Here is a 26,336-nt window from a genome sequence, read left to right as displayed (position 1 = left end):
CGGATGCATTCCGTTGGATGAAAAGTTATAATAAAATGGAGTAATCACATTTGAACGTGCATTGCTTCAAGTTAAGTGACACAGGATTGGATAAGCGATAACCCCTATTTAGTAGGGTGGCAGTATAAACTATAGCCTAAGTGAAGGTGATCGTTGTTGAACGAAGATGATTCGATTCCGCTAATAGGTCAAGTTGTTCGTATTATGCAGGGACGGGAAGCAGGACAATATGCGGTTATCATAAAATTACTTGAGGATCGGTATGTCTTGCTTGCAGATGGGGAAAAACGTAAATATGATCGACCAAAGAAAAAGAACTTGCATCATATTGAAGTTATGGACTACATTTCTCCTGAAGTCCAGAAAAGCCTTCTAGAAACTGGTCGTGTCACAAATGGTAAGCTACGGTTTGCCATAGCTAAATTTATCAATGAAGTTGTGACTGATTTGAAGAAGGGAGATCAACACGATGGCGAAAGACGATGTAATTGAAGTTGAAGGTACCGTAACCGATACATTGCCGAATGCGATGTTTAATGTAGAGCTTGAAAATGGCCATACAGTTTTGGCCCATGTCTCAGGCAAGATTCGTATGCATTTCATCCGCATTCTGCCAGGTGATAAAGTAACGGTTGAACTTTCTCCGTATGATTTAACTAGAGGACGAATTACGTACCGTTATAAATAAGCGAGCTCCGATATAAAAGGAGGAAAAGATGAGATGAAAGTAAGAGCATCTGTTAAACCAATTTGTGAAAAATGCAAAGTAATCAAACGTAAAGGTAAAGTTATGGTTATTTGCGAGAACCCGAAACACAAGCAAAAACAAGGCTAAACTAATAGGAGGTGTTACAATCTTATGGCACGTATTGCAGGTATTGATATTCCACGTGACAAACGTGTAGTAATTTCATTGACTTACATTTATGGAATTGGCAAAGTGACCGCAGAGAAAGTCCTTAAAGAAGCAGGCGTTTCAGAAGACACTCGTGTACGCGATCTAACAGAAGATGAGCTTGGTAAAATCCGTAAAGTAATCGATGTTTATACAACCGAAGGGGACCTTCGTCGTGAAATTTCCCTTAACATCAAACGTCTAATCGAGATTGGTTCTTACAGAGGTGTACGTCACCGTCGTGGGTTGCCAGTTCGTGGACAAAAAACTAAGAACAATTCACGTACTCGTAAAGGACCTCGTCGAGCAGTTGCAGGCAAGAAAAAATAACGTGAAGGAGGTAAGCTAATTAATGGCACGTAAAACTAATACACGTAAACGTCGTGTGAAAAAGAATATAGAAACCGGTATTGCACATATCCGTTCTACTTTTAATAACACAATTGTTACAATTACAGATGCGCAAGGTAATGCGATTGGCTGGAGCTCTGCTGGATCATTAGGATTCAAAGGATCTCGTAAGTCTACTCCATTTGCTGCTCAAATGGCAGCAGAAACTGCAGCAAAATCTGCTGTAGACAATGGAATGAAAACTCTAGAAGTAACAGTTAAAGGACCTGGGGCTGGCCGTGAAGCAGCGATTCGTTCTCTTCAAGCAGCTGGTCTGGAAGTAACAGCAATTGTTGATGTAACTCCTGTTCCACACAATGGCTGTCGCCCACCAAAACGTCGTCGCGTATAATTATACCGTATAGAATTTGTCACCCTGTCTATAATGGGTTATGATAGCTAAAAATGTAAAGGTCCGCCCTTTACCATACAGCATTCGAGAGACAAGAAGTACGAAAGTATTGCAGGTAGTGCAGAAACGCCAACTGCCTATTTGAGGAATTTCGGTTAGACGCGGTGTCTAACCGGGGTTTCGACGTTTTAAAGGAGGGTTTTATTGAATGATCGAAATTGAAAAACCAAAAATTGAGACGGTAGAAGTCAGCGAGGATGCTACGTTTGGTAAATTCGTAGTCGAACCGCTTGAACGTGGATATGGTACCACTCTAGGAAACTCCTTGCGTCGTATCCTACTATCCTCACTTCCAGGTGCTGCTGTTACATCCGTTCAGTTTGATGGGGCGCTTCATGAATTTTCAACAATTGATGGTGTTGTTGAAGACGTAACGTCTATCATTTTGAACTTGAAAAAACTAGCTTTGAAAATCTATTCTGATGAAGAAAAGGTTTTAGAAGTGGATGTGCAGGGGGAAGGGAAAGTTACGGCCGCTGATCTGACATACGATAGTGATGTGGAAGTATTAAATCCGGAACTACCTATTGCTACATTGAACAGCAAAGGTAATTTGCGTATGAAAATCACCGCAGAACGTGGTCGCGGATACCGTCCGGCTGAAGCGAATAAAAAAGATGACCAACCTATTGGTGTTGTGCCAATCGATTCTATTTTTACTCCCGTTTCCCGTGTGACCTATCAAGTTGAGAATACACGTGTAGGGCAAGTAGCTAATTTTGATAAACTAACGTTGGATGTCTCTACAGATGGAAGCATTCGCCCAGAGGAAGCAGTTTCTCTTGGAGCTAAAGTTTTCACTGAGCATCTTAATATTTTCGTTGGTTTAACTGATGAAGCCAAAAAGGCCGAAATCATGGTAGAAAAAGAAGAAGACCAGAAAGAAAAAGTAATGGAAATGACAATCGAAGAGCTTGATCTTTCTGTCAGATCCTATAACTGCTTGAAACGTGCTGGAATTAACACGGTTCAAGAACTTGCAAACAAATCGGAAGAAGACATGATGAAAGTTCGTAACTTAGGTCGTAAATCATTAGAAGAAGTAAAAGTAAAACTAATTGATCTTGGCTTAGGCTTACGTGATGACGATTGATCATTGTTTTTACCAGCATTCCTATTCCCATTTAACCTGGTCCCGATAACCGGGACATACGCAGGTTAGGAAGAATAGGTATAGCAGGTTTTCTTTGCGGTTTTTCGCATTTTTAAATTTAGTCTGTAGTCATCAAGAAAGGGAGGGATAGTCCATGGCTAGAAAACTAGGTCGTACAACAGATTCTCGTATGGCTCTACTTCGTAATCTTGCATCTGATTTGATTATTCATGAACGGATTGAAACAACAGAAGCAAAAGCGAAAGAGCTTAAATCTGTAGTAGATAAAATGATTACGCTTGGAAAACGTGGTGATCTTCATTCACGTCGTCAAGCTGCAGCATTCTTGTATAACAAAGAAGCTAACGAAAACGAAAGTGTTGTTCAAAAACTTTTCAATGACGTTGCTGCACGCTATGAAGACCGTCAAGGTGGATACACACGCGTTCTTAAATTAGGTGAACGCCAAGGTGATGGAGCAAAAATGGCAATTGTAGAATTAGTTTAATTTTACAAAAAGGCGTCGAGGGCAGGACTGAATCTCTTCATGAGGTGAAGCCAAGCCCTTTTTTTGTAATTTAAAAAGTAGTGGGCTTGTAACACTCTAGTGCTGGCTAATGTTGCTTGTGGAGTGTTTAAGCCTATTATGCCTTGTATCCAACTAGATGGAAGAGACAACATAGAGTATAAACCTCACAGAAGCGTTTTAAAGCCATTCTGAACATCATTTAACCCATTGGCCCCTACAAACACACCTCAGGGGGAGAGAAGAGCTAGAGGAGGCATTAGAATGAGAGAGAAGCTAATAGAGTTTAGAAATGTATCCTTTCGATATAGAGAAGAGCACCCCTGGGTCTTGAAAAACTGTTCGTTTGAAATCTATGAAGATGAATCTATTGCTATTATTGGCCATAATGGAAGTGGTAAATCTACAATAGCAAAACTAATTAATGGCTTACTGTTTCCTCAAGAAGGCGAGATTTTAATAGCTGGAAAACCTGTAACAGAGGAGACAATCTGGGATATTAGAAAAGATGTAGGGATGGTTTTTCAAAATCCTGACAATCAGTTCGTGGGCACCACCGTCCAGGATGATGTTGCCTTTGGGATGGAAAACAGAGGTATTCCACGAGAAGAAATGATAGCCCGTATTGAGGAATCCTTAACAGCCGTGGGAATGCAGGATTACCATTTAACAGAGCCACACCGGCTTTCAGGTGGTCAAAAGCAGCGTGTTGCCATAGCAGGTGTACTGGCAGTCTCCCCAAAAGTCCTGATATTAGATGAAGCGACAGCGATGCTTGACCCTAAAGGTAGAACGGAAATTATGAACACATTAAATCAAGTGCAAGAAAAAAATAATTTATCTCTCATCACGATAACCCATGACTTACATGAAGTCGTGCAGTCAGATCGCGTTATCGTCATGAACCATGGAGAGATTTGGGATGAAGCTACACCTAGAGAAATCTTTGCTAAGAAACATGCACTTCGCGAAATCGGGCTTGATGTACCATTTGTCGCCATTTTGGCTGATGAGTTGCAGGAAAAGGGACTAGCTTTAACAAAGGAACCATTAAACCATGAAGAGCTGCTGGAGGAATTATGGACATTACATTCAACAACGTAAGCTATATATATCAAGAAAATAGCCCCTTCGCTCATAAGGCGATTGAGGATTTAAGTTTTCATATCCCATCTGGTTCCTTTGTAGCTGTCATCGGTCATACAGGTTCCGGTAAATCGACCCTGATCCAGCATTTAAATGGTCTAGCCATGCCTTCAAGAGGCGAGGTAACGATTGGTGATTTTCACCTAAAAGCAAAAGAGAAGCCGAAGAACATGCGAGAACTGCGTAGCAAAGTAGGTGTCGTATTCCAATATCCCGAACACCAGCTATTCGAAGAAACCGTTGCAAAAGATATCGCCTTTGGTCCAGAAAATTTCGGTGTCGAGAAAGCGGTAATCGAGGAGCGAATTCGAGACATCATTCCAGCTGTTGGATTATCTGAGGATATATTAGAACGTTCTCCATTTGACTTGAGTGGTGGGCAAATGCGTAGAGTTGCGATTGCGGGTGTAATGGCTGTACAGCCAGAAGTACTCGTTTTGGATGAACCTACGGCAGGTTTAGACCCTCGAGGTCAGAAAGAGATTTTGCAAATGTTTTACGAGCTTCATAAAAGACAGGGGCTTACTACCATTCTCGTTACCCATAGCATGGAGGATGCACTGAAATATGCTGACCACGTGTTGATCATGAACAAAGGGAAAAAATATATGGAGGGAAACCCTGTTGAAGTTTTCACCCAAAAGGATGCATTGCATAAGGTGCAATTAGATGTACCAGAGAGTGTTGCATTCCTAAGTAAGTTTGAAGAGAGATTTAAGTACTCTCTGCCTTTTAAAGGTCAGACGGTTGATGAAATGGCTGAGGACATCCGTCGTGTCGTGCAAGGGGGCATAATAGATGAATAACACCCTGATCATCGGACAATATGTACCAGGAAACTCCCTTGTTCATAAATTAGACCCAAGAACTAAAATTACACTTATTTTCTTTTTTGTATTCATTGTATTTTTAGCCAATAATGTAGTGAGTTATAGTATTCTAGCGTTGTTTGCAATGGCCAGTATGGTGACATCTCGTGTACCTATACGATTTATTATGAAGGGGCTGACACCTGTATGGTTCCTGATTGTCTTCACGTTCATCTTGCATATCATTGTAACGAAGGAAGGCTCCGTATGGCTGGAGATATACTCCTTTCAGATTTATTCTGGTGGGGTATTTCAAGGAATTGCTATCTCATTGCGGTTCTTCTTGCTTATTCTCATTACATCTCTTTTAACTTTAACCACAACACCAATTGAGATAACCGATGCTATTGAGGATATGCTGCATCCATTAAAGAAAGTGAAGTTCCCTGTTCATGAGCTTGCCCTGATGATGTCTATTTCTCTTCGGTTTATCCCAACACTTATGCAGGAAACAGAAAAAATCTCCAAAGCTCAGGCTTCACGCGGAGTTGACTTTCGGACAGGCTCTATCAAAGATCGAGCAAAAGCGGTGGTTCCATTGCTGATTCCTTTGTTTGTTAGTGCCTTTAAGCGGGCGGAAGAGCTGGCTATGGCGATGGAAGCTCGTGGTTATAAAGGTGGAGAGGGACGTACGAAATTAAGAGAATTAAAGATAAACGCACGTGATATCGCCGTTTATCTACTATTTATCGCTGTCATTGCAGGCCTGCTGCTAACAAGAGGCTATTAAGGAAAGGCTGAAGCACGATGGTAAGACTACGATGTACCATTTATTACGATGGATCCCAATTTTCCGGTTTCCAAATACAGCCCAAAAAGCGAACAATCCAAGGTGAGTTGGAAAAAGCGTTGAAGAAAATGCATAAGGGTAGCGACATTCGGATCCAGGCATCTGGCCGGACTGACACTGGCGTGCATGCAAAAGGGCAAAAAATCCATTTTGATTCCCCTTATACGATTCCAACAGGGAACTGGAAGCTTGCGTTAAATACTTTATTGCCGGATGATCTTTATATTAAGGACGTAATAGAAGTGTCGGAAACATTTCATGCTCGCTATGATGTCGTCGAAAAAGAATATCGCTATTACGTATTAAATGAAAAAGAGCCCGATGTGTTTAAACGTCATTACAGCTATCATTTCCCCTATGCACTTAATGTCTCGAAAATAAAAGAGGCGTGCACTTACCTGGAAGGGACACATGATTTTACAACCTTTTCATCTGCGAAAGCAACGACGAAGGGGAGTAAGGAAAGGACCCTATTTCAGGTAAGTTGCGAACAGCAAGGGACAGAACTAGAATTTATTTTTCGGGGGAGTGGCTTTTTATATAATATGGTGCGCATCATTGTTGGAGTGCTCCTAGATGTTGGACAGGGGCGGCGTAACCCGGAAGACATAAATGAACTGCTGAAACAGAAAGATCGTCAGCTTGTGGGCGAAACGATTCCACCACAGGGGCTTTATTTGTGGAATGTTGTCTATGAAGAGGAGCCTTCATAATGTAAATAGAGGATTTACGCAAATCATTTGCTCATCCCCTTGACAAATTCCTATACTTTGGTATATTATGATCTATGGCAATTTATTTCTGAAACCACGATTAGCCCCGGAATCTAATTGTGTTGAATATAGAAATAGCGAAACGAATTTTGAAATGAATTTTTAATTATGGAGGGAACAATCATGCGCACAACTTTCATGGCGAATGAATCTAATATCGAACGCAAATGGCTTGTTGTGGATGCTGAAGGCCAACGTCTTGGTCGCTTAGCTAGTGAGGTTGCTGCAATCCTTCGCGGAAAGCATAAAGCAACTTACACACCACACGCTGACACTGGCGATAATGTAATCATCATTAACGCAGAGAAAATCGAACTAACTGGTAACAAAATCAATGACAAGATCTACTACCGTCACTCAAACCACCCAGGTGGATTGAAAGAACGTAATGCATATGAAATGCGTACAAAATACCCTGAGCAAATGCTTGAGCTTGCAGTCAAAGGAATGCTTCCAAAAGGTTCTCTAGGCCGTAAAATGGGTAAGAAATTGCACGTATTCAGAGGCGCTGAGCACAATCACCAAGCACAACAACCTGAAGTTTACGAACTTCGCGGGTAATTAAAAGGAGGTTAATCAAATGGCACAAGTACAATACTACGGCACAGGTCGTCGAAAAAAATCAACTGCACGTGTACGCTTAGTACCAGGTACAGGTAATGTAACTATTAATGGTCGTGAAGCGAAAGACTATTTCCCATACGATACTCAGCTTTTAATCTTGAACCAACCACTAGCTGCTACTGAAACTCAAGGAACTTATGATGTTTTAGTAAACGTTCATGGTGGAGGATTCACAGGACAAGCAGGAGCAATCCGCCACGGTATCGCTCGCGCACTTCTTGAAGCAGATCCAGAATACCGCGGATCTCTTAAATCAGAAGGCTACCTAACTCGTGACGCTCGTATGAAAGAACGTAAGAAATACGGTCTTAAAGGCGCTCGTCGTGCACCACAGTTCTCAAAACGTTAATAAATCAACACTTGCAAATCCCCCAACCACGTGTGGTTGGGGGATTTTACTGTATATGCGGTGCTTTAAAAACAGGGGAAAATTCACACGTAGCATACAAATAACATACAAGTAGCAGACAAATAATTTAGAGAAAAAGTGTAGCTTTGAAATAAAGATTGATAATTTATAATAAAGTTGGATTATTTAAATCAAAGTTCGATATTTATAAAGAAGTTTGATACTATTGTATTGATTAGCTGAATTGTGACAATGCAACAATCGGGCCATTTAACGGAATAAAAGAAACTTTTCATATGGCCAATTCGTAAGAGTAAGAAAGCTCGATTAAACGAAAGGATGGTTCAAGATGTATGAGTATGAATTTGTTAATATTGAAAATGACTGGCATGGCAAGCCTAAAGAAAATGAGGAAGATATTATAAAAACGTATGCAAAAGATGGATGGCGATTACATTCAATTATTCCACTATCGACAACCACTGGCGGGACAACTAATTTAAAACTTATTTTTGAAAAAGAAACTCATTAAAGAGAATGGTTTTATCTGTAAATGATTAACGGAATTTCGGTATACCGCAAACGGGCGCAGTTGTTGAATATGCATTGTGCCCGAATTGGGCCATATTGTTTAATAAAACAATAACTTTATTGTCACTAATCTTTTGCGATATTTGGGTGAAATTAAAAACAAACAACTGTTTTGAAACTACCCAATTTTTTAACGGAAGAATACGTCTTACAGATATTAAAAGCAAATAAGTTTATTTGTGTTAAACATTATCGCAAAAAAAGCTGATCATGAGGTCAGCTTTTTTGTAAATATCCTTTTAACAAAGGTCCCACAAATAAACCTGGAAGTATACTCAATATTGGAAGCCAGATAGGTCCCAATAATTGGCTGAACAGTGTTAGTTTTGATGAATAGATCGTTCCCACAGTCACGAAATAAGCTGAAAAAACAAATGGTAAAAAGAAATAAGGTCCCTTCCCTCCACCTGCACCTTTAAAGGCATCATACATCGCAAAAAAGTACAAACAAGGATAGAACATAAGCCATTGATGGTTAGCTTGTTCAATGGCCATTTTAATGTTTCCATGAAAACTCAAAATAATAACATCGTTAAAATTCCCCAGTACATTGACCAAGAATTCCAATAAAAGCAGTATCAGCCCTTTGATATATGCCCTATTTAATAGTTGACCAAATCCCGGTAATGCGATGCTCCAAAATAGGACTTCAACCGCTTTCAAATACTAACTTTTCCCTTGATATTTATCCGTGATCGATCTAAAAGGTTATTTTGTGCATTCGTAGTAATAGGAACATAACGCATAATGTCACCTTCTTATTTATTTTTCCATTTTAAGTTCATCCTTTTTGTTTGTTCTTCGCTAATTTTTTAGAATCCTTTAATCCAGGCGGTTGTTCCAGCCAATTATGTTTAATCATGATGTCTGCTCCTCTTTTGGCAAGCCGAGCAACTTCAAATGATAATCGCTCATAATTAATCATCAAATCACTTCGTTGGCTTGCAGATGCTGAAGTAGAATAATTCCCCATTCCCGCAGATACAAGCAAATCCATGTGAAACATCACTAATTTATCTGAAAAAGTCTGAGTTGTGGAGTCACTTAAATATACATTCGTCTGTGCAGATTCAATATTATCTTTCATAAGTGTATCTGCAAAAATTTTCAAATGCTTTTTTGAGATGTCTTTTCCACGAAGCATGAAATCTTGTACATCTTTTGATGGTGATGTTTGAGCAAATGCAAGGCATAAGTGCATTCCTATTGAATTTGTTAGGACGTTCTGATACAAATGAGAAATCTCAACAGCATTTAATGGACGTTTATCACTGAAAGGGTTTAAGCCACTTAAATACTTTTTACTGTCAACATAGTCTGTTTCTTTGGGAACGTCAATATACGGGTGTCTGGAAACTATCCCCTTGGAAAGACCAGTTTCGAGTGATTGTTTATAAAGATTACTGGTTTTATTTAACGCCTGTACAAAGTAGTTACATACATCATCACGGTAACTCAACGAAACAAAACCGCCGTATATTAACATTCCCGCCTTCGCCATATGATTCACATACACCAAACAAAATATGTCTGAAAAAAGCCACGGTGCGTTCATATTCACATCTTGTTCGGTAAACCCATTTGGAATGGTGAATTGTTCATTTTCAAAAATAGCTGTTAATGTGTCCAAATGGTTAGACGAAAGATCATAGGCATGCTGTACAACAGATTTTGTATCTGCATCTTGAATATGCTCCAGCATAAAACCCAAAATACATTTCGACATGCTGTCATTCATATACCCAGTCCAAAGAGAACCAATTTCTGCGGATGTTAGGGGGATATTCCTTTCATTCACTTCATTCATTATGCAACCTCCTTGAGAACATGTCAGGATAAGTTTAGTATTCACATTAATACGGATTTTATAATGAATTACAGGTATGAAGAAACGATTTGAAGAGTGAGGGGCACTATTAAAACGAAATAGGGTATTTTTGCACGTCCCCCCGAAATGGTAGAATAAGCCTGTAACTCTTGATTGGCTTGAGTTTCAGACAAGTCTTTCAAAATGTGTACTTTTTGAAATATGCTGTTAACCATACTTTTTCCGTTTCATAAAAACAACATAAATTGTTTTGAAACATGGCGAATAACCTCAAAAGTTTTGACACAGACAAATTACCTTCTTAATCTCCTTTTTCGGGGCGTTGTGCAAAAATACCCATATAGTGTTGATTTTTTAGTGTATTAATCGTATAATACATGACAGATGTGTATTATGCGGTTAATACACTATTATTATAGCGTATTTGTAACAAAATAAAGTGATTAAGGGGAATAAGAATGAAACCAACAATGACCACGCATCGAATAAATGTCCTTGATTTAATTCGAGGATTTGCCCTGATTGGACTTCCGTTTGTTAATGTGCTGGCTCTTTGGGACAGCGTTAATTTATCTGGTACACAAGGAGATATCTGGATTCAGCGTTTCCTGTATATCTTTGTTGAAGGGCGTTTTTATGCAATATTTTCCTTCCTGTTCGGATTAGGATTTTGGATTTTTTTATCACGGGCACAGGGAAAAACCAATCATCCATATGTCCTTTTTATTCGGCGCATGCTGATCTTATTTGTAGCTGGTATACTGCACCATTTAATTAATCCTGGTGAAGTACTGTTGTTTTACGCGATTTTCGGAATGATTGTTTTATTGTTTTACAAGGCTCCTAAACAGATTAACCTTATCTTAGGAATAGCAGGCATTATTGTCGGAAGTTTTATTGGAGCAAAGACGCTTTTACCATTGCCCCTTATGATGCTTGGTCTGGCGTTCGGGCAATATCGTGTATTTGAAACTTTGTGGGAGAACAAAAAGAAATGGTTGGGCGTCGCTATTTTTTCATTTATTGCAACAAGTGTGATAACAGTTTTCTTGTGGCAGAAGGCGCCTGATGCCGGATTATTGTCATATATGGAAGGGTTTGACTATGATATAACCGAAACGCAAGCAGAAGCAAATCGTGCTTTTTATGATTTTATAGATTTGTCCATGGTTTTTGCACCAGTTTTCTCTATTTTCTACATTAGCATTCTCGTTTTGCTGGAGCCTGTAGCAGGGAAATGGTTGTCTCCGTTACATTCATTTGGACGAATGGCATTGACAAATTATATTGGTCAGTCGGTTATATTGGTTAGCCTGTTGGCATTTATTCCAGCAGATACAATCGTTTCATACAAGTCAGCGACAATTGTTTGTTTAATAGTTGTGGGCGTGCAGATCATTGTTTCATCACTATGGCTTAAATTTTTCAATTATGGACCGTTAGAATGGCTATGGCGATGCGGAACTTATGGGGACTGGGTTCCAATACGGCGGAAATAGAGGTTGCAAGAACAAGGTGGATAGCAACAACACACAGAAACGTACGTTAAGTTTTTTCAATAAGTGGTGTTAAGCAAACGGTCGCCTATCTGGAATAAGGGCGACCTTTAACCTTCTTTTAAATGTGGGGCAGATGTGGAACTCTTTCTAGTGTTATTATAAAGATTATAAACTAAACAAAAAGTACAGTTTAATCACTGGACTTATGGTTAGATAATTCTGAAGAGATTGATTTTTCGATGAATTTTTGAAAACCATAGTTCAAAAGAGCGAGTGAACAAGTTTTGATAAAAAGTGCTGTAGAGGTCATTCTTTTTAATTTATAATGACCAATTTTTGGAAAAGTGCATTTAGGGGATAGGCATAAAGAAGATCCATAATTAAATTACATAATGCGTATAAAGAGAATTTTCCATAAGTGAAATGAAACACCCATAAATTAATTGTAAAAAATGGTCCAAATATAAATGCTAAATCATCAAATACTCTGTACTTTATCCCTCCTTTAACATCCCACCATTTGAAAATTAGGTTTAGAAGTGATTGTATTAAAAAAATACAAGAGCAAAATAATGTAACTGGTAAATATTTTTTAAAGGAGAGTTTTGGAAGGAATGATAATACAATAGCCCATAAAACAATTGCATTTACTATCCTAAAAAAGTTTGCCATTAAGTTCACCCTTCTGAGCATTTATCTTAGGATGTGACACTTCATCGATGTTATTCAATTGTTTCCTTTTTGGTATGTTATTATATATTCAACTAATGGTTGTGCTTGCTTAAGAACCTCGATTTGACTATGCCGCAAACGGGCGCGTTTCTCTAAGAAATACGTCTGTTTTCATTTAAGGGACAGATTGTCAAAGTTTACTGGCTAAAAGATATTTAGAGGTTAATTTTTTTAAAAAAGACTAAAAAGGCAGGATCATCTAACCTGCTTGTTGAAAATTAGAAATAACTTATCATGGAGGATGTCAATATGCAAAAAGTGGTTCCTGCATTCCGCATTACTGATTATAAAAAGAGTAAGGCGTTTTACGTAGAAGGAATGGGATTTCAAATTGATTGGGAGCATCGGTTTGAACCTGATTTTCCTGTTTTTGTTCAGATCACTAAGGACGAAATGACTATTTATTTAACTGAACATACTGGAGACTGCGAAACGGGTGGGTTAATTCACTTATTTGTTCCCAATGTTGATAAATGGTACTACGAATTAAAGAGTAAAAAAGATATCCGTATTACGGAACCTCCAAATGAGGATCTTGAAGGACTTCGTATGATGACAGTCGTAGATCCTGATGGAAATCAATTACGCATATGTACTCGTTTATAAACAATCTTTTAATACTAATTTAAAGGGTTTGATCTCCAGCAATAGGGCTCATTCGCGGAATAAGCCTTGCGCATATTGTTGATTCATCGGGCGCTATTCCCTAATAAGGAGAAGCACCCATCTTGCATATTAGGGCCATTTTGTTGAACAAGGAAATGAATTGGTACTAAGCATATCAAGGTGGTTTTACACGATAAAATATATTGCTTAGGGAACGTACGTTTGCTAGAATAAAGTAAACGACAGAGGGTGAGTTTAATGAGCAATTTAGTGCTTCGGAATGTGGATGAGGATGACCTTCCTATTTTTTTTAAGCATCAACGGGACAGTGAGGCAAACCAAATGGCCGCCTTTACAAGTAAGGACCCTAATGATTGGAATAGCTTCGCTGAACACTGGAACAAAATACTTACGAATAAGAATATTATTAAGCAAACTATCATTGTTGAGAACACCGTAGTTGGCCATATTGTACACTTCGAGCAGTCCGGAAAACCAGAAGTAACCTATTGGATTGGAAAGGAATACTGGGGTAAGGGAATCGCAACCAACGCTTTACAAGAATTTCTAAAACAGGTTTCAATTCGTCCACTTTATGCTCGCGCTGCAAAAGACAATACTGGATCCATAAAGGTTTTAAAAAGATGTGGGTTCATGATTTCGGGTGAAGATAGCGGGTATGCAAACGCGCGTGGTAAGGATGTTGAAGAGTTTATTCTCACCCTTAACTAAAGAAATTCAAACTATAGTGTTTATTGTGTTTATTCCTTTATAGGGCGCAGTTGTTGAATAAGGATTGCGCCGTTAAAGGGCCAGATTATTGAATAAAATTGGAGTGAAATATAATGGCAACTGTCGATAATATAATTCAAGACATAAAAGAGGAACTAGATGGACTGCCGGGTGTAGTAGGAGTTGTATTAGGTGGGTCTAGAGCAAGAGGAACTCATAGTCCAGATTCTGATATAGATATTGGGATTTACTATGATGAATCAAAAGGATTTAATACCAATGATATAGAAAAAGCAGCGTTTAATCTTAATGACGATAAAAAAGAGCATTTAATTACTTCTTTAGGTGAATGGGGCGAATGGATAAATGGAGGTGGCTGGTTAGTTATACAGGATTATCATGTAGATCTTATCTTTCGTGATATTAAACGAGTCAGTAAAGTTATTGACGATTGTTTATCAGGTGTAGTATCCATTCATTATCAAACAGGACATCCTCACGGTTACTTGAATGCCATGTACATGGGGGAATTAGCTGTTTGTAATGTTTTATCTGACCCTGAAGGCACGTTAAGTGAATTAAAAAAGAAAACAGAACCTTATCCCAAGAAATTTCAAGCAGCGATGATTCAATACTTTTCCTTTGAAGCTTCTTTTTCCCTGATGTTTATGGAAGCCAATGCGAATAAAGACGACATTTCATACGTGATGGGGCATTGTTTTCGGAGTATTTCTTGCTTGAATCAAGTTATCTTTTCAAAAAACAAGGTGTATTGCATCAACGAAAAGAAGGCCGTAGCCATGATTCAGGATTTTTCAATAAAACCTCTAAACTATAAAAATCGTATTGATGAAATTGTTTCCCTACTTTCAACGGATAAAGATAAAACAAACCAAGCTGTAGTCAACTTAAAAGAATTAATTTCTGAAACTGAAGCATTATAAATCCTCCGCAAACGGGCGCGATTGTGGCATAACGAAGTCACAATAGCCATACTGTCGCAACAAAAAAAGTAACCACCCATTAAACGCCTAGCAAGCCTTTGGATTGGTTACTTTTCAACTCAAATCGTAAGCTGCCCCCTTGAAGGGCTTTTACACATTAGGCCGTGCCATGTAACACGATGGACGGTCTTTTATTATCTTATTAATATCTATATACAGTATACCGCATTTCCTCTGTAAAAATTAACATTCTTCAAGATATCACATGATTCTGTATAAGTTAGCTTTTCTTAGGATTCTTCCGTTTTCAAGTCTAAAAAATTCCTAACTTCTTTCACATAATCATCAAGTGGATATGCATTGTATAGGCGGCCGGATAATCGGATTGGGTCTCCAAAAAAGTACCTCTCATATTGGGTTTGTCTTGTTCCAAATGAACTCATTGTCAGGTCCCAGGCTAACCTAAATATTTTCACCCGATCCTCTGCGTTACTAGTTGCTGCTTGAAGATACTGCTCGAGATCTGCTCGAATAGAGGATTTAAATGCATTTTCAGTTGGCAGACTAACCAGACCACTAGCACCAATTAATTGAATAATTTCGGTGAAGCGGGGATAAATTTTAGGGAAGATATTATTGGCAATCTGAAGCGGAACAATATCTGGTCGCATGACTCCCCACTGATCCAACTCCGCATCATTCTCAGACTTTTCCAATAGAGCTTTCATTGTTTCTAGGCCAATAATAATCTCGGACATTTTTTCCTGAATATGTTGATATTCTCTCACGTTTATCGTCTGTACAAGGAGCTCGGCCAGACCTAAAATGAATTCCGTTTTAGCAATTTGCCTTGTTATGACTTGGTGGGTCGTAAAATTGTGAAAAGAGCTTTGGTATGAGAAATCTGCAGCTACAATCGCATTGTCATAATAGAATACTCGATTCCACGGAACGAGTACATTATCGAAAACAAGGATGGTATCCATTTCTTCGAAGCGAGAGCTTAAGGGGTGATTAAAAAAGGAATCTCCACCAACAAATGGCTCTCTGCAAATGAACTTTAACCCCTTAGTATCTGATGGGATGGAAAAGGCATAAGCTTCATCTTCATCTAGTAAAAATTTAGGAGTACTAATAACTAACACTTCGTCGGTTAACCCACCTTGAGTAGCTAAGAGTCGTGCCCCTTTAATTACAATCCCTTCTTCATTCCTATCAACCACCCGGGCTACAATCGGTTCTTCCTCAGAGGATTCTAAGTATGACTCGGAACGGTTTACTTGAGGTGTGACAAATGTATGGGTGAATGAAAGGTCTTCTTTCATCGCCAATTCATAAAGGGATTGGATATTTTCTGGAAAACAGTTGGCCCTTCCTATTAATAAGGGAGAAGAAGAGGCGAAACTCATTATAGCGGTATTGAGGTAATCGGGGCTTCTTCCAATCAATCCACCTGAACGTTTAGCCCAGTGCTCACTTGCCTTTCGTCTTTTTATTAAGTCATCCTTTGTTTTGGGTTGCAGGAAGGAAAGCCCAACCGCATCCCCAGTTTCTGGTGAATGGAACGTCATCTCCTCTTTAATTTTCGGATCATGTTGCATATCATATAGGGAAGCCTTTGTCTCAAGAATCCCTTTAAATGCAGGGTGTTCAGAAATTTCCCCTTTAACCTTTTTTCCATCCAGCCAAATTTCAGTATCCAGTTGATTTAAACGTTTAATAAAGTCCCTTCCAGTAATAGCTCCCATAATAACACTCCCATTTACATTTGTTTTAAGATGCAGAGTTATTTCTACTGTACTATTTTATTAATCACTGGGTTTACCTGTTCACCATTTTTTTAGAATGGAAAAGGACTGATAAATAGAGGGCTATGAGCGGTCAAACACCAGTGGGAGCGGTAAGGGCTACAGGATTATTAGAAATGCTAGGAGGAACAAAGCCATTCATAATGTTACGTTAAGGATATAACATATCCACTAGAGTTTGACCATCATGATACCGGTCAATTTTTAATCCATTCTCTGTATCTACAACCTTCATCTGGCCCTTCAATTCCACTTCATCTACTGTATTTCCTTCTTGATCAGTAAATACCAAAGTGAAGGTCTGCTCAAAATCAATTGAGTCACTTTCTTCTTGATCTTCACCGTATTTTTCGAATTTAATGTTTTGTACAGTAATTGTACTATTTTGCTTGTTCGCTACCTCTTGTGGAATGATAAAGAACCTTTTAGCTGAAAGGTCTTCAAATTCCTCTTCCGTTAAATAAGTTGAATACGCATTTGAATAATCAAGCATTCAATCAGTATCCTCGAAGTCAAAGTTGAGTTCATCTACAGTATATAATTCCTTAATAAACTCCTCACCATGCTCTACTGCTGAATCCTTAAAATTCGTAGTGTCGTCAGCGCCTGTTTCTTTACAAGCAGTAACGAATAGTAAAAGAGCAACAGAATAACAAAGAAATACAAATAATTTTCTCATATAAGCGCTCCTCCCCCATTTTAGTTTATTGTCATAACTATTCTTTATATTTACATTATTTACAATATTAACATCGAAACTAATTTATTCAAAGCTATTAATTGTACTTTCTTATGGTGAGATAAACTCCATTGCGGTATTAAGCTTGGATTGATACTCGTAAGCTTGCATCCCTTTATTTAGGTTTGAATTTTTAAATAATTATGATAAAATTTTCCAAAAGTAGGTATCAGTCTAATCGATATCTCATCTATTAGTAATCATAGAAATCACCGCTGAATTAGCAATTGCCATGCACAGGTAAAAGGAGCCTCTAACTATGTCAGGAAATATACTCGTCAAAAACATGACATTCAAATACCCCTCCATGATTTCACCACTTTTTAATAATGTATCGGTAAACATCCATGAAGACTGGAAGCTGGGATTGATTGGAAGAAATGGTCGTGGTAAAACCACACTATTAAAAATCCTTTTAGACCAATTAGAATATGAAGGGACTGTAATTTCCTCCCTTGAATTTAAGTACTTTCCGCGCTATCCAGACTTAGATGATTGCCTTACTGCTGAAGAAGTGCTACTTAAGGAGAGTCCTATGACTGAACGCTGGGAAATGGAGCTTGAGTTGTCCTATATGGATTTGTCTCCAGAGATTTTAGATAGAAGCTTTCATGTATTGAGCGGTGGAGAACAGACGAAAATATTGTTGATTGGATTATTTCTAAATGATGACTCCTTTCCTTTAATTGATGAGCCAACAAACAACTTAGATGTGCATGGGAGAAAAGTAGTTGGGGAGTTTTTAAATCGAAAAAAGGGATTTATCGTGATTAGCCATGATCAACATTTTTTAAACCATTTTGTTGACCACGTGCTGGCAATTAACAAAGAGAGCGTAGACGTGTTGAAAGGTAATATCGAGACATGGCAGTTTGAGAAAAAGAATGCGGAAAATTTAGCAGAAGAAACGAACCAAAAGCTGTTTAATGAGATTAATCGCCTAGAAACTGTTTCAAAAAGGGTTGGAACCTGGGGGCAAAAGAGAGAGAACAGTACCAAAGATGCCGCTGGGAGAAGGTTAGCAGCTAAACAGATGAAGCGGTCAAAAGCGATTAAGAAAAGAACCGAAGAGAAAATAAGGGATAAACAGAATTTAATCCATAACGTGGAAGAGGTTGCTGATTTAGCAATGCAGGTCGAACAGCCACACAAACAAATCCTCTTATTAAGAAATTTTTCAATACTCCAAGTTGGAAAGCCCTTATTTGAACCTATTAATGTAGATGTATATCCAGGTGATCGTTTCTTTATAACTGGAAAAAATGGTGTGGGCAAATCCACCTTGTTGAACTTTATAATAGGTAACGGGAAGTTTGAAATTACAGGCGACTATCACATACGACTGCCCGATAAGCTGTCTGTCTTACACCAAAAGAATCAGCTTGATGAAGATTATGCTACTATCCTTGATGACCTAACTGCAAAAGAAAAAGAGTCTTATTTACATCTGCTTCGTCAATTGGGATTTCAACGTTCAAGCTTTGCTGATCGTTCAAGTAAAAATTGGAGTGCAGGAGAACAGAAAAAAGTGTTCCTGGCGCATGCATTACTTGGTAATCATTCGCTATTTATTTGGGACGAGGTTACCAACTACCTAGATATGCTAATAATTGAGCAATTAATAGATGCAATAGAAAGGCATGAACCAACGATGGTCGGGGTTGACCATAACGAACATTTTGTGGAGTCTATTGCAACGAAGAAGGTTGAGCTAAGAAGGGAAGTATAAGTTCATAGATATTGGCCTTTTTCACTTTGTGGAAAGGGTCTTTTCATTTTTACTGTGTTCAGATCGTCCGTTCTTGGCAAAACATCAGCCGAGAGCGGGAGAACATCGCCTGAGTCGGAGAAGATATCAGCCGAGAGCGTGCAAACATCGCCTCTCATGGTATCCCCCATCAGCCAAAAAAGGACGATTTTCTAGATTTCCCCACTATAAGTGACTTTCTTTTCTAATCTGCACCAAAAAAGGTACAATAACAGGGAAAGGAGTTACGTATTACAATGACAGCACATTATGATTTACCACAACAAATAAGTGACTTATTAGATGAAAATAAGAGAACGACGGATAATTTGAGTGAATTAATTCGCCCTGGAGGCTACATGCCGCCAAATGCGGATCTATTAATAGATGCAATATCAGCGCTCAGTATGGGAAAAAACATTTTGTTAAAAGGACCGACTGGAGCGGGAAAAACGAAATTTGCAGAGACGCTTTCAAGCCTATTTCATCAGCCGATGTACAGTGTGAACTGCTCAGTTGACTTGGATGCAGAGAGTCTTATTGGCTTTAAGACATTGGCCTATGAAGGGGAAAAACAAGTGATCGAGTTTGTCCCAGGCCCAGTGATGAATTCCATGGCTAACGGAACGTTCCTCTATATTGACGAAATTAATATGGCGAAGCCGGAAACACTACCGTTAATTAATGGTGTACTAGACTATCGCCGAACAATTACCAACCCATTTACGAATGAAATTGTGACTGCAAATAAAGGCTTCGGTGTCATAGCGGCCATCAACGAAGGATATGTCGGTACAGTGCCATTAAACGAGGCATTAAAGAATCGATTTGTCGTAATTGATGTTCCCTATATAGAAGGGGAGCAATTGAAAAGTCTTATTAAGTCCAACACTCGCTTACAAGATGAGCGGATGATCGATCTGTTTGTCTCGTTATCAGCAGATCTCGTACAGGCCGCATTTCAAGGGAAGCTTTCAGAGGACGCGGCATCCATCCGAGCAATTCTCGATGCATGTGATTTAAGCTCCATTATACCGCCACAGCGAGCTGTTCAGCGTGCAATTGCCGCGAAGCTTGATGAGGAAAGAGAACAAGAATTTATTATGAGCTTAGCCGAAACCTTATTCTAGTTAGGAGCATGAACCATGTATCGTTTCTATGATGCTAAAGTGGATACATTTTTATTTCGTCAGCTCCAAGATCTTGCTACCGTACTGGCAAGAAGAGCTGACCTTACATTCGAATACAGCTACGGAGCATATATCGATATGGTGGATAGTAAGGTCACGGCAAGTAGGACGTGGGATACGGCGCCTGCTACGCTGCAAAAAGGTGGATTAAAGTCAGATATATATTTAAGGACAATTGGAACCATGCACTTTTCCAAACTCCCTGAATTAAAGTCATACCTGGATGCGGTGGAAGAGGCACTGTTACCTAAATTTGCTTCACAGCTCGTTACCCTGTTTGAGGATTTGAGGCTGGAGGAAAAAATTCGAAAAGAGCGTCCAGGGACCAAACGGGTCTTTGACATGCGGAAGCAGTATTATCGGCATAAATTTACAACCGATCTTGCAGCACATGTAACAAGAGGGTTTGCCCTTGATGAGCTGTTTTGCCTCATTTACTTATCCTTGCAATCAGACAGTCCTGACCCAAGCTTTCCAAGAGCGACTAAAGCCCAGCTAGACCAGCTAGCTAATATTCAGTCACTCTTATATGAAGTATTTGAAGCGAGGGACACAAGAGCTGTTTCCCGAATCGCAGAACAAGTCGTGTATCGTGTTCATCAGGACTACAACGATATGATTGATGAATACTTCGTGTTCCCCGTTGGTCATTTGGATAACTATACGAAAAACACCTTGTTTGATGAGTTGACTAGAACGGATGAATTAGCCAATGATGACAGCGAGGAGGTCGACGAAGAGAATAACGAGTATATTGATGAGGAGTTTTCCACCTGGCATAGGGAAAATGAAAACAATGACCGTAAACAGACCTTTCTTCAGTTTGAATTGGAAGTAGGCACCAAGACAAACATCAAAGGTGGAGGTGCAAGAGAAACAGAAGATGCAGACCAGGCCATGGGTTCCATCCAAGGTTCCTCCCAGCAAACGCGAAATAAGGATTATTCAGAACTAGACGCACTGGATAAGCAAGAATCAAATAAAGGTGCATCTGCAGAGAATCAATTTGGCGAAGAAAACAAAGATGCCGTTAAGATAATAGAAGAGGCAGAAAACCCTACTTCAGAAGAAAGAGGTAGCTATCAAGAGATTCTTCATGCTATCGAACCGTATAAACGGAAGCTTGCAACCATTATTAAAAAAACGATTGAGCATAAAAAGAATGCACCGAGAAAAGATCTCCTGGCAGGTCGTCTATCCAAAAAGCTATTGCCACTCGTGTTAGAAGAAAAGCCTAGGATCTTTTACAAAAAGAATCAAGAATCCAAAGAGTTCGATGCTGCCTTTACTTTGCTTGTCGATTGTTCTGCGTCGATGCAAGGAAAGATGGAGGAAACAAGACATGGGATTGCACTCTTTCATGAAGTGTTGAAGACCTTTAAAATACCACATTCAATTATAGGTTTCTGGGAAGACGCCATGGATGTACGGGAAAACTATCAGCCGAATTATTTCCATGTAATTCACTCTTTCCAGGACTCGTTATACAAAGAAAATGGCGCGAAGATTATGCAGCTCGAAGCCAGAGAGGATAATCGAGATGGCTTTAGTATTCGCGTTGCTGCCCAAGAGCTGGAAAAACGCCGGGAGAAAAACCGATTCCTGCTTGTTTTTTCTGACGGAGAGCCAGCAGCAGCCAACTACAACCAAAATGGAATTGTCGACACAAACCTAGCCGTCTCAGAAGCACGAAAAAGAGGAATAGAAGTTATTGGAATGTTTTTATCCGATGGAGAAGTAGAAGAGCGGGATGAAGTCTTAATGAAAAACATCTACGGTCGAGAAAAAATCATCGTCCCCGCCGTATCCGAACTACCAGACCACTTCGCCCCATTATTGAAAAAATTATTATTGAAAAGTATATAGAGAATGTCACAAGCCGAACAAATTCAAGTCCTAATTAGGTGATAAGCACCAAGGATTCTGAATCACTGTTCGGCTTTTTGATTAGTGTTCTGGATCAGTGGAGTGATTCCCGAATGTAAATATAATAACGCGTAGTCTCCTTCGGAAAAGCGAAGACACTAAGACCCCACACCACAAATAAAGTACAAAGGCTAAGAACTATACCTCCTATGCCAACGCCTTAGTGACCAATGATCCTGTTGGCCTGAGCTTAGTGGCGATTACGCGGAAGACGCAGTTTATTTTCGAAGCGGCAAATTGGGCCAAAATAATACTTGTTTCTAACCAAGCTGGAAGCAACCTGTAATAAAACTAGGTCTTTTGGTGGAATGTGGCATAAGGGCCGGGAAAATCTAACAATAATTTACAAAAACAATAGATTTTTACGTAATTGTACGATAAAATTGAAGAAATATTTAAAATTTACTATGATTGTGACATAGAAAAGGAATGTAGCGGATGACCTATCATAATAACCTTCTTCAATTTTTATTTTCCATGGATGATCATTTAATTAGAGTGAAAGAAGCAGAGAGCATAAAACGCGTTTGGAAAGTGAACGTTTTACTTATCTTACTAAGCCTTATCCTTTACGGTTACATGGCTTATTTGGGAATGGGGACAAACCTCATCTCGCCACAAGCACAGAGCCTTGACCCATTAACCTATGAGCAACAAAAGTTTTGGTTTCTCACTGGTAGGCTAATATTTGGACTACTATTCGCCGTGTTTATATTATTTATCCCATCTCTTTATTTCTCATTGCTAACAGATATTCCATATAAAAAATTAATCATAATGCAACAGATCGTGCTTTTTGTATTGTTGGTAGAGCGGGCAATCTGGATTCCCTTGGCAGTTTTTAATGGCCTTGATTGGTATGTATCGCCTGTTTCGTTTGGCATCATTGCTTCTTACTTTACAGAGATCCCTTGGCTTATTTACTTTTTCGGGGCAATATCGCTCTTTCAATTATGGATTATTTGGTTTCAAGTGCGTTACATCCGAAATCTTACAGAAATCAAAAAACAATGGGTGTGGGGTTATGTCCTCCTTTTCCATTTCTTCTTTTGGTTGCTGACAGCTCTACTCGCTTATATGGATCAATACATGATTAACAGGTGGTTTGGACAATGAGAAAAAGAAAAAAGCGTCTTATACAGCTCGTCGTGCTACTCTTCATCGCCACCAATTTCTTACTCGTTTTTCTAGATAAAGAGAATAAAGTTGATCGGATTGCATATGTCCATGACTGGTCCGATGTATTCCAGTCAGATTTAGAGGAAACAGTAAGTACACCAGGAGTATTAGCGGCTATGGAGAAAAACCGCATATACTTTGATCAGGAGAGCGGAACTTTCAATGAATTTCTGGTAGAAGAGGGAGCTCAAGTATTAGTTGGAGAACCCTTGTTTACCTATAGTGTACATAATTATTATGAAACCGAAGCAAATTTACTAGAGGAAGCAGCAAAACTGGAGAGTCAATTAACAGCAATAGAAACAGCAATCACCACAATTAGTGCCTATCAAATACCAGAAACAGATACAGGGTCGGCACCGTCATTTGAAGTGAATGACGAGGAGATTCGGGTTGAGTTCCCGCAGGATCCTATTGAAGCAAGTTTAATGAAAGAGCAGTACCTTACAGAAAAGCAAAATGAATTAGATCAAAAGGGCGCAGAGCTGGCCTTAGTCGAAGCACAGATCGCAGAGCTTCGTGAAACGGGAGACACAATAACAGTTGAAAGTCCGTTTGAAGGAAGGGTAAAGGAAGTATCTCAGGCTTTAGACAACCCTCTTTTAACAATTGAAAGTACAGTCTTACAAGCAGAAGGTGAACTTTCAGAGACAGTTAGACCATTGATAGAGCAGGGGTTCCCAGTAAGGGTGGAAGTGTCAGAAGTAGCTGCCCTACTCGAAGGCACGGTAGCAGAGGTTAGTGATTCACCAAAAGAAGAAGCTTCTGTGGAAGGGGAAAGTATTTATCCACTACGTGTGACATTTGAAGACCCTTCCTTAGTAGAAGATGATACTACGGACGAAACAGAGGAGAGCGAAGCGATAGTCGATTTATTGCCTGGATATCATGCGAATCTCGTTATCACAACGGAATCAGCAGAAGGGGCTGCTACGCTATTTGAAGAAAAAATTTATCAAAACAAGGTATGGAAAATGACCGTAGATGGGAAGTTACAAGAACAAACAGTAGTAACAGGAATCCATATGAATAATATGCAAGAGATAAAAGAAGGCGCTGCGATTGGAGAATGGGTGGCAGATGGCCCAGAAGGACAGCTACGTGATAAAGCTGTGTTTATAACACCTCTGAAGGCTTGGAAGCATCCCTGGAAACAGCTCGTGAACCCGAAGGAAACCAATTGGTGGGAATTTGCCGTGACAGGGCTCTTAACACGCTAGACAAAGCATATTAGAAAAACTCGCATTCGCTCATCCTTTAGCGAATGTGTGCGTTTTTCTTATACTTGGAACCCCAAAATTTCAACTCCGTCAACACAAAAAAGAAATCGGCTCTCTGCCGATTTCTTTTGATTATAGGGGCTGAATAAGAAACTCTCCACTTTTGCCTCGACTAGCTCCGAGTTCCCAGCGACTAGCGCAACTTCCTTCGCCTCCGTACAATAAAGAAGACTTGCCGACTGGTGCTAACCAGAGGCCTAGTCGCCCTTATACCCGGAGGGTGAGAGGCAACATCGGCTCCCTGTAATTTAGGTAGGTCGACTAAAAACGGCCTTGTCGGCCAACGCCGACATACCCCTTTTGCAGGGGCATGTTTTCTTTATCTCCTCCGGCGGGGAATGCTCCATTAAAACCGCCACTTTGCGTGGCAACATGGAGCCACCTGGCATGGCCAGGCGCAGTTCGTACGTCGCTTTTCGTGCGCTCTTCGCTTTTCTTTTAACATCAAAGAAAAATCGCCTTTTAGAAGGCGATATGTGAAAGAAAAGGGGTTAAGTTTATTTTCCCCCATTTTGCAGAAGGATAAACCTGTTTTTCTGTAAGCTATTATATTAATTGTTTAGGAAGTGTTCGACCACATGTCCCCATTTGTTGAATTCTGTTAGAAAACCATCATGGCCAAACTCTGTATCTACGTGAAAGTAACTTCCGTTTGCCACTTCGCTTACGAACTGTTTCATGAGGGAGGGCTCAAAAATCAAATCCCTATCGTAGCTGATTGCAAGCAGGGGAGGCTTCATACTTCTTGCGGCAACCTCCCAACCACCTCTGTCCTTTCCAATATCATGATTGTTCATTGCACGGAGCAACGTCAAATAACTGTTCGCATCAAACCTCTCTGTCAATTTTTTTCCCTGGTGATCTAAATAACTACTAACGTCATATTTAAGTTGAGTACCTTTTCGATCAAAACGCAGATTGAACAAGGTAGCACTTCTATAGGTGACCATGCCAATCATTCGAGCAATTTCCAATCCTTTTAATGAATGGTTCGTTTCATACTGGCCATTTTTCCAGGCGGGATCCTGTTTGATGGATGTTTCAGCAATATGGTTGTAAGCAATCCCGTAGTCTGTAAACACTGGAGTAGAAGCAAGAACGATGAGTTTATCCATTCTATCTGGATAGAGGAGTCCCCATTCCATTACCTGCATACCTCCGAGTGATCCACCCATAACGGCTGCCAGGTGGTGGATACCCATTATTGTCAATGCCTTATGTTGAGCATGGACCATATCCCTAACCGTGATGTCAGGGAAATGACTTCGGTAGGGCTCATTGGTTTTGTTATGAATAGTGGTTGGGCCTGTGGAGCCATGACAACCACCAAGTACATTAAAGGTGAGAACTTGATAGGCGTCTGTATCAACATACCTATTCTCGCCAATAAGACCACTCCACCAGCCGGAATTTTTATCATTTCCAATTGTATGCTGGTTCCCTGTTAAGGCGTGGCATACAAGAATAAAAGGAGCACCCTCTGGTCCGGAAATCTCATAACGGAGAGAAACCTCCTCAAGCAGCTCCCCAGAAGTGAGGAGGAGTGGTCCGATGGAGATGTTCCCAATAGTAGGGACCGTCCTCTGGGAATTAGTCATAAAACATCCTCCTTACCCTTGAAGAGTAGGCCTTTGGTTGATTCATTCATCACAAGATAACCTCCCGGGA

At 39.6% G+C, this 26,336-nt stretch carries 30 protein-coding genes; 23 read left to right on the top strand and 7 right to left on the bottom strand.

Features of this window, described 5'->3' with window-relative positions; all coding sequences use genetic code 11:
- Positions 1-156: 156 nt before the first annotated feature.
- The 14 genes from BN988_RS19120 to BN988_RS17850 all read left to right on the top strand — a co-directional run bounded on the left by BN988_RS19120 (position 157) and on the right by BN988_RS17850 (position 8,399).
- The gene (locus BN988_RS19120; protein ID WP_036578642.1) at positions 157-492 is read left to right on the top strand and encodes a KOW domain-containing RNA-binding protein; all 336 of its coding nucleotides are present in this window, start codon (positions 157-159) and stop codon (positions 490-492) included.
- Positions 470-688 (top strand): translation initiation factor IF-1, encoded by a 219-nt coding sequence (gene infA, locus BN988_RS17910; RefSeq protein WP_036578640.1) that lies wholly within the window; start codon positions 470-472, stop codon positions 686-688. Before BN988_RS19120 ends, infA begins: the two co-directional genes overlap by 23 nt.
- 33 nt (positions 689-721) lie before the next feature.
- Positions 722-835, top strand: a complete 114-nt coding sequence (gene rpmJ / locus BN988_RS17905) for a 50S ribosomal protein L36 (protein ID WP_010095733.1) — start codon at positions 722-724, stop codon at positions 833-835.
- 24 nt (positions 836-859) lie between these two features.
- On the top strand, positions 860-1,225 hold the full coding sequence (gene rpsM, locus BN988_RS17900) for a 30S ribosomal protein S13 (protein WP_036578638.1): 366 nt from the start codon (positions 860-862) through the stop codon (positions 1,223-1,225).
- Between the two features lie 22 nt (positions 1,226-1,247).
- Positions 1,248-1,637 carry a 30S ribosomal protein S11 gene (gene rpsK / locus BN988_RS17895; protein WP_036578637.1) on the top strand — a complete coding sequence of 130 codons (390 nt, stop codon included), beginning with the start codon at positions 1,248-1,250 and terminating at the stop codon, positions 1,635-1,637.
- Between the two features lie 208 nt (positions 1,638-1,845).
- Entirely contained in the window at positions 1,846-2,790 is a 945-nt protein-coding gene (locus tag BN988_RS17890) for a DNA-directed RNA polymerase subunit alpha (protein WP_036578636.1), read from the top strand.
- Positions 2,791-2,944: 154 nt separating this feature from the next.
- The gene (rplQ, locus tag BN988_RS17885) at positions 2,945-3,298 is read left to right on the top strand and encodes a 50S ribosomal protein L17 (protein ID WP_036578635.1); all 354 of its coding nucleotides are present in this window, start codon (positions 2,945-2,947) and stop codon (positions 3,296-3,298) included.
- A gap of 282 nt (positions 3,299-3,580) precedes the next feature.
- The gene (locus tag BN988_RS17880) at positions 3,581-4,420 is read left to right on the top strand and encodes an energy-coupling factor ABC transporter ATP-binding protein (RefSeq protein ID WP_036578633.1); all 840 of its coding nucleotides are present in this window, start codon (positions 3,581-3,583) and stop codon (positions 4,418-4,420) included.
- Positions 4,396-5,268 (top strand): energy-coupling factor ABC transporter ATP-binding protein, encoded by an 873-nt coding sequence (locus tag BN988_RS17875; RefSeq protein ID WP_036578631.1) that lies wholly within the window; start codon positions 4,396-4,398, stop codon positions 5,266-5,268. The genes BN988_RS17880 and BN988_RS17875 overlap by 25 nt, the downstream gene beginning before the upstream one ends.
- Complete coding sequence (locus BN988_RS17870) at positions 5,261-6,061, top strand: energy-coupling factor transporter transmembrane component T family protein (RefSeq protein WP_036578630.1); 801 nt, start codon at positions 5,261-5,263, stop codon at positions 6,059-6,061. The genes BN988_RS17875 and BN988_RS17870 overlap by 8 nt, the downstream gene beginning before the upstream one ends.
- A gap of 17 nt (positions 6,062-6,078) precedes the next feature.
- Positions 6,079-6,834: a tRNA pseudouridine(38-40) synthase TruA gene (gene truA, locus BN988_RS17865; protein WP_036578629.1), complete on the top strand. Its 756-nt coding sequence runs from the start codon at positions 6,079-6,081 to the stop codon at positions 6,832-6,834.
- A 183-nt stretch (positions 6,835-7,017) separates the two neighbouring features.
- Complete coding sequence (rplM, locus tag BN988_RS17860) at positions 7,018-7,455, top strand: 50S ribosomal protein L13 (RefSeq protein WP_036578627.1); 438 nt, start codon at positions 7,018-7,020, stop codon at positions 7,453-7,455.
- Between the two features lie 19 nt (positions 7,456-7,474).
- Positions 7,475-7,867 (top strand): 30S ribosomal protein S9, encoded by a 393-nt coding sequence (gene rpsI / locus BN988_RS17855; protein WP_036578626.1) that lies wholly within the window; start codon positions 7,475-7,477, stop codon positions 7,865-7,867.
- A gap of 349 nt (positions 7,868-8,216) precedes the next feature.
- Entirely contained in the window at positions 8,217-8,399 is a 183-nt protein-coding gene (locus tag BN988_RS17850) for a DUF4177 domain-containing protein (protein ID WP_036578625.1), read from the top strand.
- 275 nt (positions 8,400-8,674) lie between these two features.
- On the opposite strand, the gene BN988_RS17845 is transcribed toward BN988_RS17850, so the two are convergent.
- Together BN988_RS17845 and BN988_RS17840 are read right to left on the bottom strand one after the other, a co-directional pair.
- Positions 8,675-9,121, bottom strand: coding sequence for a hypothetical protein (locus tag BN988_RS17845; protein WP_036578623.1), 447 nt, complete (start codon positions 9,119-9,121; stop codon positions 8,675-8,677).
- 118 nt (positions 9,122-9,239) lie between these two features.
- Positions 9,240-10,256, bottom strand: a complete 1,017-nt coding sequence (locus BN988_RS17840; RefSeq protein ID WP_187120263.1) for a DUF3231 family protein — start codon at positions 10,254-10,256, stop codon at positions 9,240-9,242.
- A 488-nt stretch (positions 10,257-10,744) separates the two neighbouring features.
- Here BN988_RS17840 and BN988_RS17835 point away from each other — a divergent pair, with 488 nt between their 5' ends.
- Complete coding sequence (locus BN988_RS17835) at positions 10,745-11,785, top strand: DUF418 domain-containing protein (RefSeq protein ID WP_036578621.1); 1,041 nt, start codon at positions 10,745-10,747, stop codon at positions 11,783-11,785.
- Positions 11,786-12,100: 315 nt separating this feature from the next.
- Here BN988_RS17835 and BN988_RS17830 read toward each other — a convergent pair whose 3' ends face one another.
- Complete coding sequence (locus tag BN988_RS17830; RefSeq protein WP_231495273.1) at positions 12,101-12,457, bottom strand: hypothetical protein; 357 nt, start codon at positions 12,455-12,457, stop codon at positions 12,101-12,103.
- 309 nt (positions 12,458-12,766) lie between these two features.
- Between BN988_RS17830 and BN988_RS17825 the strand changes: the two genes are divergently transcribed.
- From BN988_RS17825 to BN988_RS17815, 3 genes are all read left to right on the top strand, one after another.
- On the top strand, positions 12,767-13,123 hold the full coding sequence (locus BN988_RS17825) for a glyoxalase superfamily protein (RefSeq protein WP_036578620.1): 357 nt from the start codon (positions 12,767-12,769) through the stop codon (positions 13,121-13,123).
- A gap of 258 nt (positions 13,124-13,381) precedes the next feature.
- Complete coding sequence (locus BN988_RS17820) at positions 13,382-13,855, top strand: GNAT family N-acetyltransferase (RefSeq protein ID WP_036578618.1); 474 nt, start codon at positions 13,382-13,384, stop codon at positions 13,853-13,855.
- Positions 13,856-13,968: 113 nt separating this feature from the next.
- Entirely contained in the window at positions 13,969-14,799 is an 831-nt protein-coding gene (locus BN988_RS17815; RefSeq protein ID WP_036578616.1) for a nucleotidyltransferase domain-containing protein, read from the top strand.
- A gap of 290 nt (positions 14,800-15,089) precedes the next feature.
- Here the strand turns inward: BN988_RS17815 and hpaB are convergent, their stop codons facing one another.
- The 3 genes from hpaB to BN988_RS17800 all read right to left on the bottom strand — a co-directional run bounded on the left by hpaB (position 15,090) and on the right by BN988_RS17800 (position 17,286).
- Entirely contained in the window at positions 15,090-16,547 is a 1,458-nt protein-coding gene (gene hpaB / locus BN988_RS17810; RefSeq protein WP_036578614.1) for a 4-hydroxyphenylacetate 3-monooxygenase, oxygenase component, read from the bottom strand.
- Positions 16,548-16,758: 211 nt separating this feature from the next.
- On the bottom strand, positions 16,759-17,100 hold the full coding sequence (locus BN988_RS17805; RefSeq protein ID WP_036578612.1) for a hypothetical protein: 342 nt from the start codon (positions 17,098-17,100) through the stop codon (positions 16,759-16,761).
- Complete coding sequence (locus tag BN988_RS17800) at positions 17,101-17,286, bottom strand: hypothetical protein (RefSeq protein ID WP_036578610.1); 186 nt, start codon at positions 17,284-17,286, stop codon at positions 17,101-17,103.
- Positions 17,287-17,605: 319 nt separating this feature from the next.
- On the opposite strand from BN988_RS17800, the gene BN988_RS17795 reads away from it, so the two are divergent.
- From BN988_RS17795 to BN988_RS17775, 5 genes are all read left to right on the top strand, one after another.
- Entirely contained in the window at positions 17,606-19,075 is a 1,470-nt protein-coding gene (locus BN988_RS17795) for an ATP-binding cassette domain-containing protein (RefSeq protein ID WP_036578609.1), read from the top strand.
- Between the two features lie 275 nt (positions 19,076-19,350).
- On the top strand, positions 19,351-20,223 hold the full coding sequence (locus tag BN988_RS17790) for an ATP-binding protein (RefSeq protein WP_036578606.1): 873 nt from the start codon (positions 19,351-19,353) through the stop codon (positions 20,221-20,223).
- 15 nt (positions 20,224-20,238) lie between these two features.
- Positions 20,239-22,149, top strand: coding sequence for a vWA domain-containing protein (locus BN988_RS17785; RefSeq protein WP_036578605.1), 1,911 nt, complete (start codon positions 20,239-20,241; stop codon positions 22,147-22,149).
- A gap of 498 nt (positions 22,150-22,647) precedes the next feature.
- Positions 22,648-23,325 carry a hypothetical protein gene (locus tag BN988_RS17780; protein WP_036578604.1) on the top strand — a complete coding sequence of 226 codons (678 nt, stop codon included), beginning with the start codon at positions 22,648-22,650 and terminating at the stop codon, positions 23,323-23,325.
- Complete coding sequence (locus BN988_RS17775; RefSeq protein ID WP_036578603.1) at positions 23,322-24,608, top strand: efflux RND transporter periplasmic adaptor subunit; 1,287 nt, start codon at positions 23,322-23,324, stop codon at positions 24,606-24,608. Before BN988_RS17780 ends, BN988_RS17775 begins: the two co-directional genes overlap by 4 nt.
- A gap of 611 nt (positions 24,609-25,219) precedes the next feature.
- On the opposite strand, the gene metX is transcribed toward BN988_RS17775, so the two are convergent.
- The gene (gene metX / locus BN988_RS17770; RefSeq protein ID WP_036578601.1) at positions 25,220-26,266 is read right to left on the bottom strand and encodes a homoserine O-acetyltransferase MetX; all 1,047 of its coding nucleotides are present in this window, start codon (positions 26,264-26,266) and stop codon (positions 25,220-25,222) included.
- Positions 26,267-26,336: the final 70 nt, after the last annotated feature.

This window comes from Oceanobacillus picturae (assembly GCF_000612865.1).
Lineage (GTDB): Bacteria > Bacillota > Bacilli > Bacillales > Amphibacillaceae > Oceanobacillus_B > Oceanobacillus_B jordanicus.
The sequence above is the reverse complement of the archived record's forward strand: the minus strand, read 5'-3'. Positions and strand labels throughout refer to the sequence as shown.

What these genes read in the sequence shown, in the direction of transcription:
- infA (WP_036578640.1), top strand. Translation starts at nt 470, where the DNA reads ATGGCGAAAGACGATGTAATTGAAGTTGAAGGTACCGTAACCGATACA.
- rpmJ (WP_010095733.1), top strand. Translation starts at nt 722, where the DNA reads ATGAAAGTAAGAGCATCTGTTAAACCAATTTGTGAAAAATGCAAAGTA.
- rpsM (WP_036578638.1), top strand. Translation starts at nt 860, where the DNA reads ATGGCACGTATTGCAGGTATTGATATTCCACGTGACAAACGTGTAGTA.
- rpsK (WP_036578637.1), top strand. Translation starts at nt 1,248, where the DNA reads ATGGCACGTAAAACTAATACACGTAAACGTCGTGTGAAAAAGAATATA.
- BN988_RS17890 (WP_036578636.1), top strand. Translation starts at nt 1,846, where the DNA reads ATGATCGAAATTGAAAAACCAAAAATTGAGACGGTAGAAGTCAGCGAG.
- rplQ (WP_036578635.1), top strand. Translation starts at nt 2,945, where the DNA reads ATGGCTAGAAAACTAGGTCGTACAACAGATTCTCGTATGGCTCTACTT.
- BN988_RS17880 (WP_036578633.1), top strand. Translation starts at nt 3,581, where the DNA reads ATGAGAGAGAAGCTAATAGAGTTTAGAAATGTATCCTTTCGATATAGA.
- BN988_RS17875 (WP_036578631.1), top strand. Translation starts at nt 4,396, where the DNA reads ATGGACATTACATTCAACAACGTAAGCTATATATATCAAGAAAATAGC.
- BN988_RS17870 (WP_036578630.1), top strand. Translation starts at nt 5,261, where the DNA reads ATGAATAACACCCTGATCATCGGACAATATGTACCAGGAAACTCCCTT.
- truA (WP_036578629.1), top strand. Translation starts at nt 6,079, where the DNA reads ATGGTAAGACTACGATGTACCATTTATTACGATGGATCCCAATTTTCC.
- rplM (WP_036578627.1), top strand. Translation starts at nt 7,018, where the DNA reads ATGCGCACAACTTTCATGGCGAATGAATCTAATATCGAACGCAAATGG.
- rpsI (WP_036578626.1), top strand. Translation starts at nt 7,475, where the DNA reads ATGGCACAAGTACAATACTACGGCACAGGTCGTCGAAAAAAATCAACT.
- BN988_RS17850 (WP_036578625.1), top strand. Translation starts at nt 8,217, where the DNA reads ATGTATGAGTATGAATTTGTTAATATTGAAAATGACTGGCATGGCAAG.
- BN988_RS17835 (WP_036578621.1), top strand. Translation starts at nt 10,745, where the DNA reads ATGAAACCAACAATGACCACGCATCGAATAAATGTCCTTGATTTAATT.
- BN988_RS17830 (WP_231495273.1), bottom strand. Translation starts at nt 12,457, where the DNA reads ATGGCAAACTTTTTTAGGATAGTAAATGCAATTGTTTTATGGGCTATT.
- BN988_RS17825 (WP_036578620.1), top strand. Translation starts at nt 12,767, where the DNA reads ATGCAAAAAGTGGTTCCTGCATTCCGCATTACTGATTATAAAAAGAGT.
- BN988_RS17820 (WP_036578618.1), top strand. Translation starts at nt 13,382, where the DNA reads ATGAGCAATTTAGTGCTTCGGAATGTGGATGAGGATGACCTTCCTATT.
- BN988_RS17815 (WP_036578616.1), top strand. Translation starts at nt 13,969, where the DNA reads ATGGCAACTGTCGATAATATAATTCAAGACATAAAAGAGGAACTAGAT.
- hpaB (WP_036578614.1), bottom strand. Translation starts at nt 16,547, where the DNA reads ATGGGAGCTATTACTGGAAGGGACTTTATTAAACGTTTAAATCAACTG.
- BN988_RS17805 (WP_036578612.1), bottom strand. Translation starts at nt 17,100, where the DNA reads ATGCTTGATTATTCAAATGCGTATTCAACTTATTTAACGGAAGAGGAA.
- BN988_RS17800 (WP_036578610.1), bottom strand. Translation starts at nt 17,286, where the DNA reads ATGAGAAAATTATTTGTATTTCTTTGTTATTCTGTTGCTCTTTTACTA.
- BN988_RS17795 (WP_036578609.1), top strand. Translation starts at nt 17,606, where the DNA reads ATGTCAGGAAATATACTCGTCAAAAACATGACATTCAAATACCCCTCC.
- BN988_RS17790 (WP_036578606.1), top strand. Translation starts at nt 19,351, where the DNA reads ATGACAGCACATTATGATTTACCACAACAAATAAGTGACTTATTAGAT.
- BN988_RS17785 (WP_036578605.1), top strand. Translation starts at nt 20,239, where the DNA reads ATGTATCGTTTCTATGATGCTAAAGTGGATACATTTTTATTTCGTCAG.
- BN988_RS17780 (WP_036578604.1), top strand. Translation starts at nt 22,648, where the DNA reads ATGACCTATCATAATAACCTTCTTCAATTTTTATTTTCCATGGATGAT.
- BN988_RS17775 (WP_036578603.1), top strand. Translation starts at nt 23,322, where the DNA reads ATGAGAAAAAGAAAAAAGCGTCTTATACAGCTCGTCGTGCTACTCTTC.
- metX (WP_036578601.1), bottom strand. Translation starts at nt 26,266, where the DNA reads ATGACTAATTCCCAGAGGACGGTCCCTACTATTGGGAACATCTCCATC.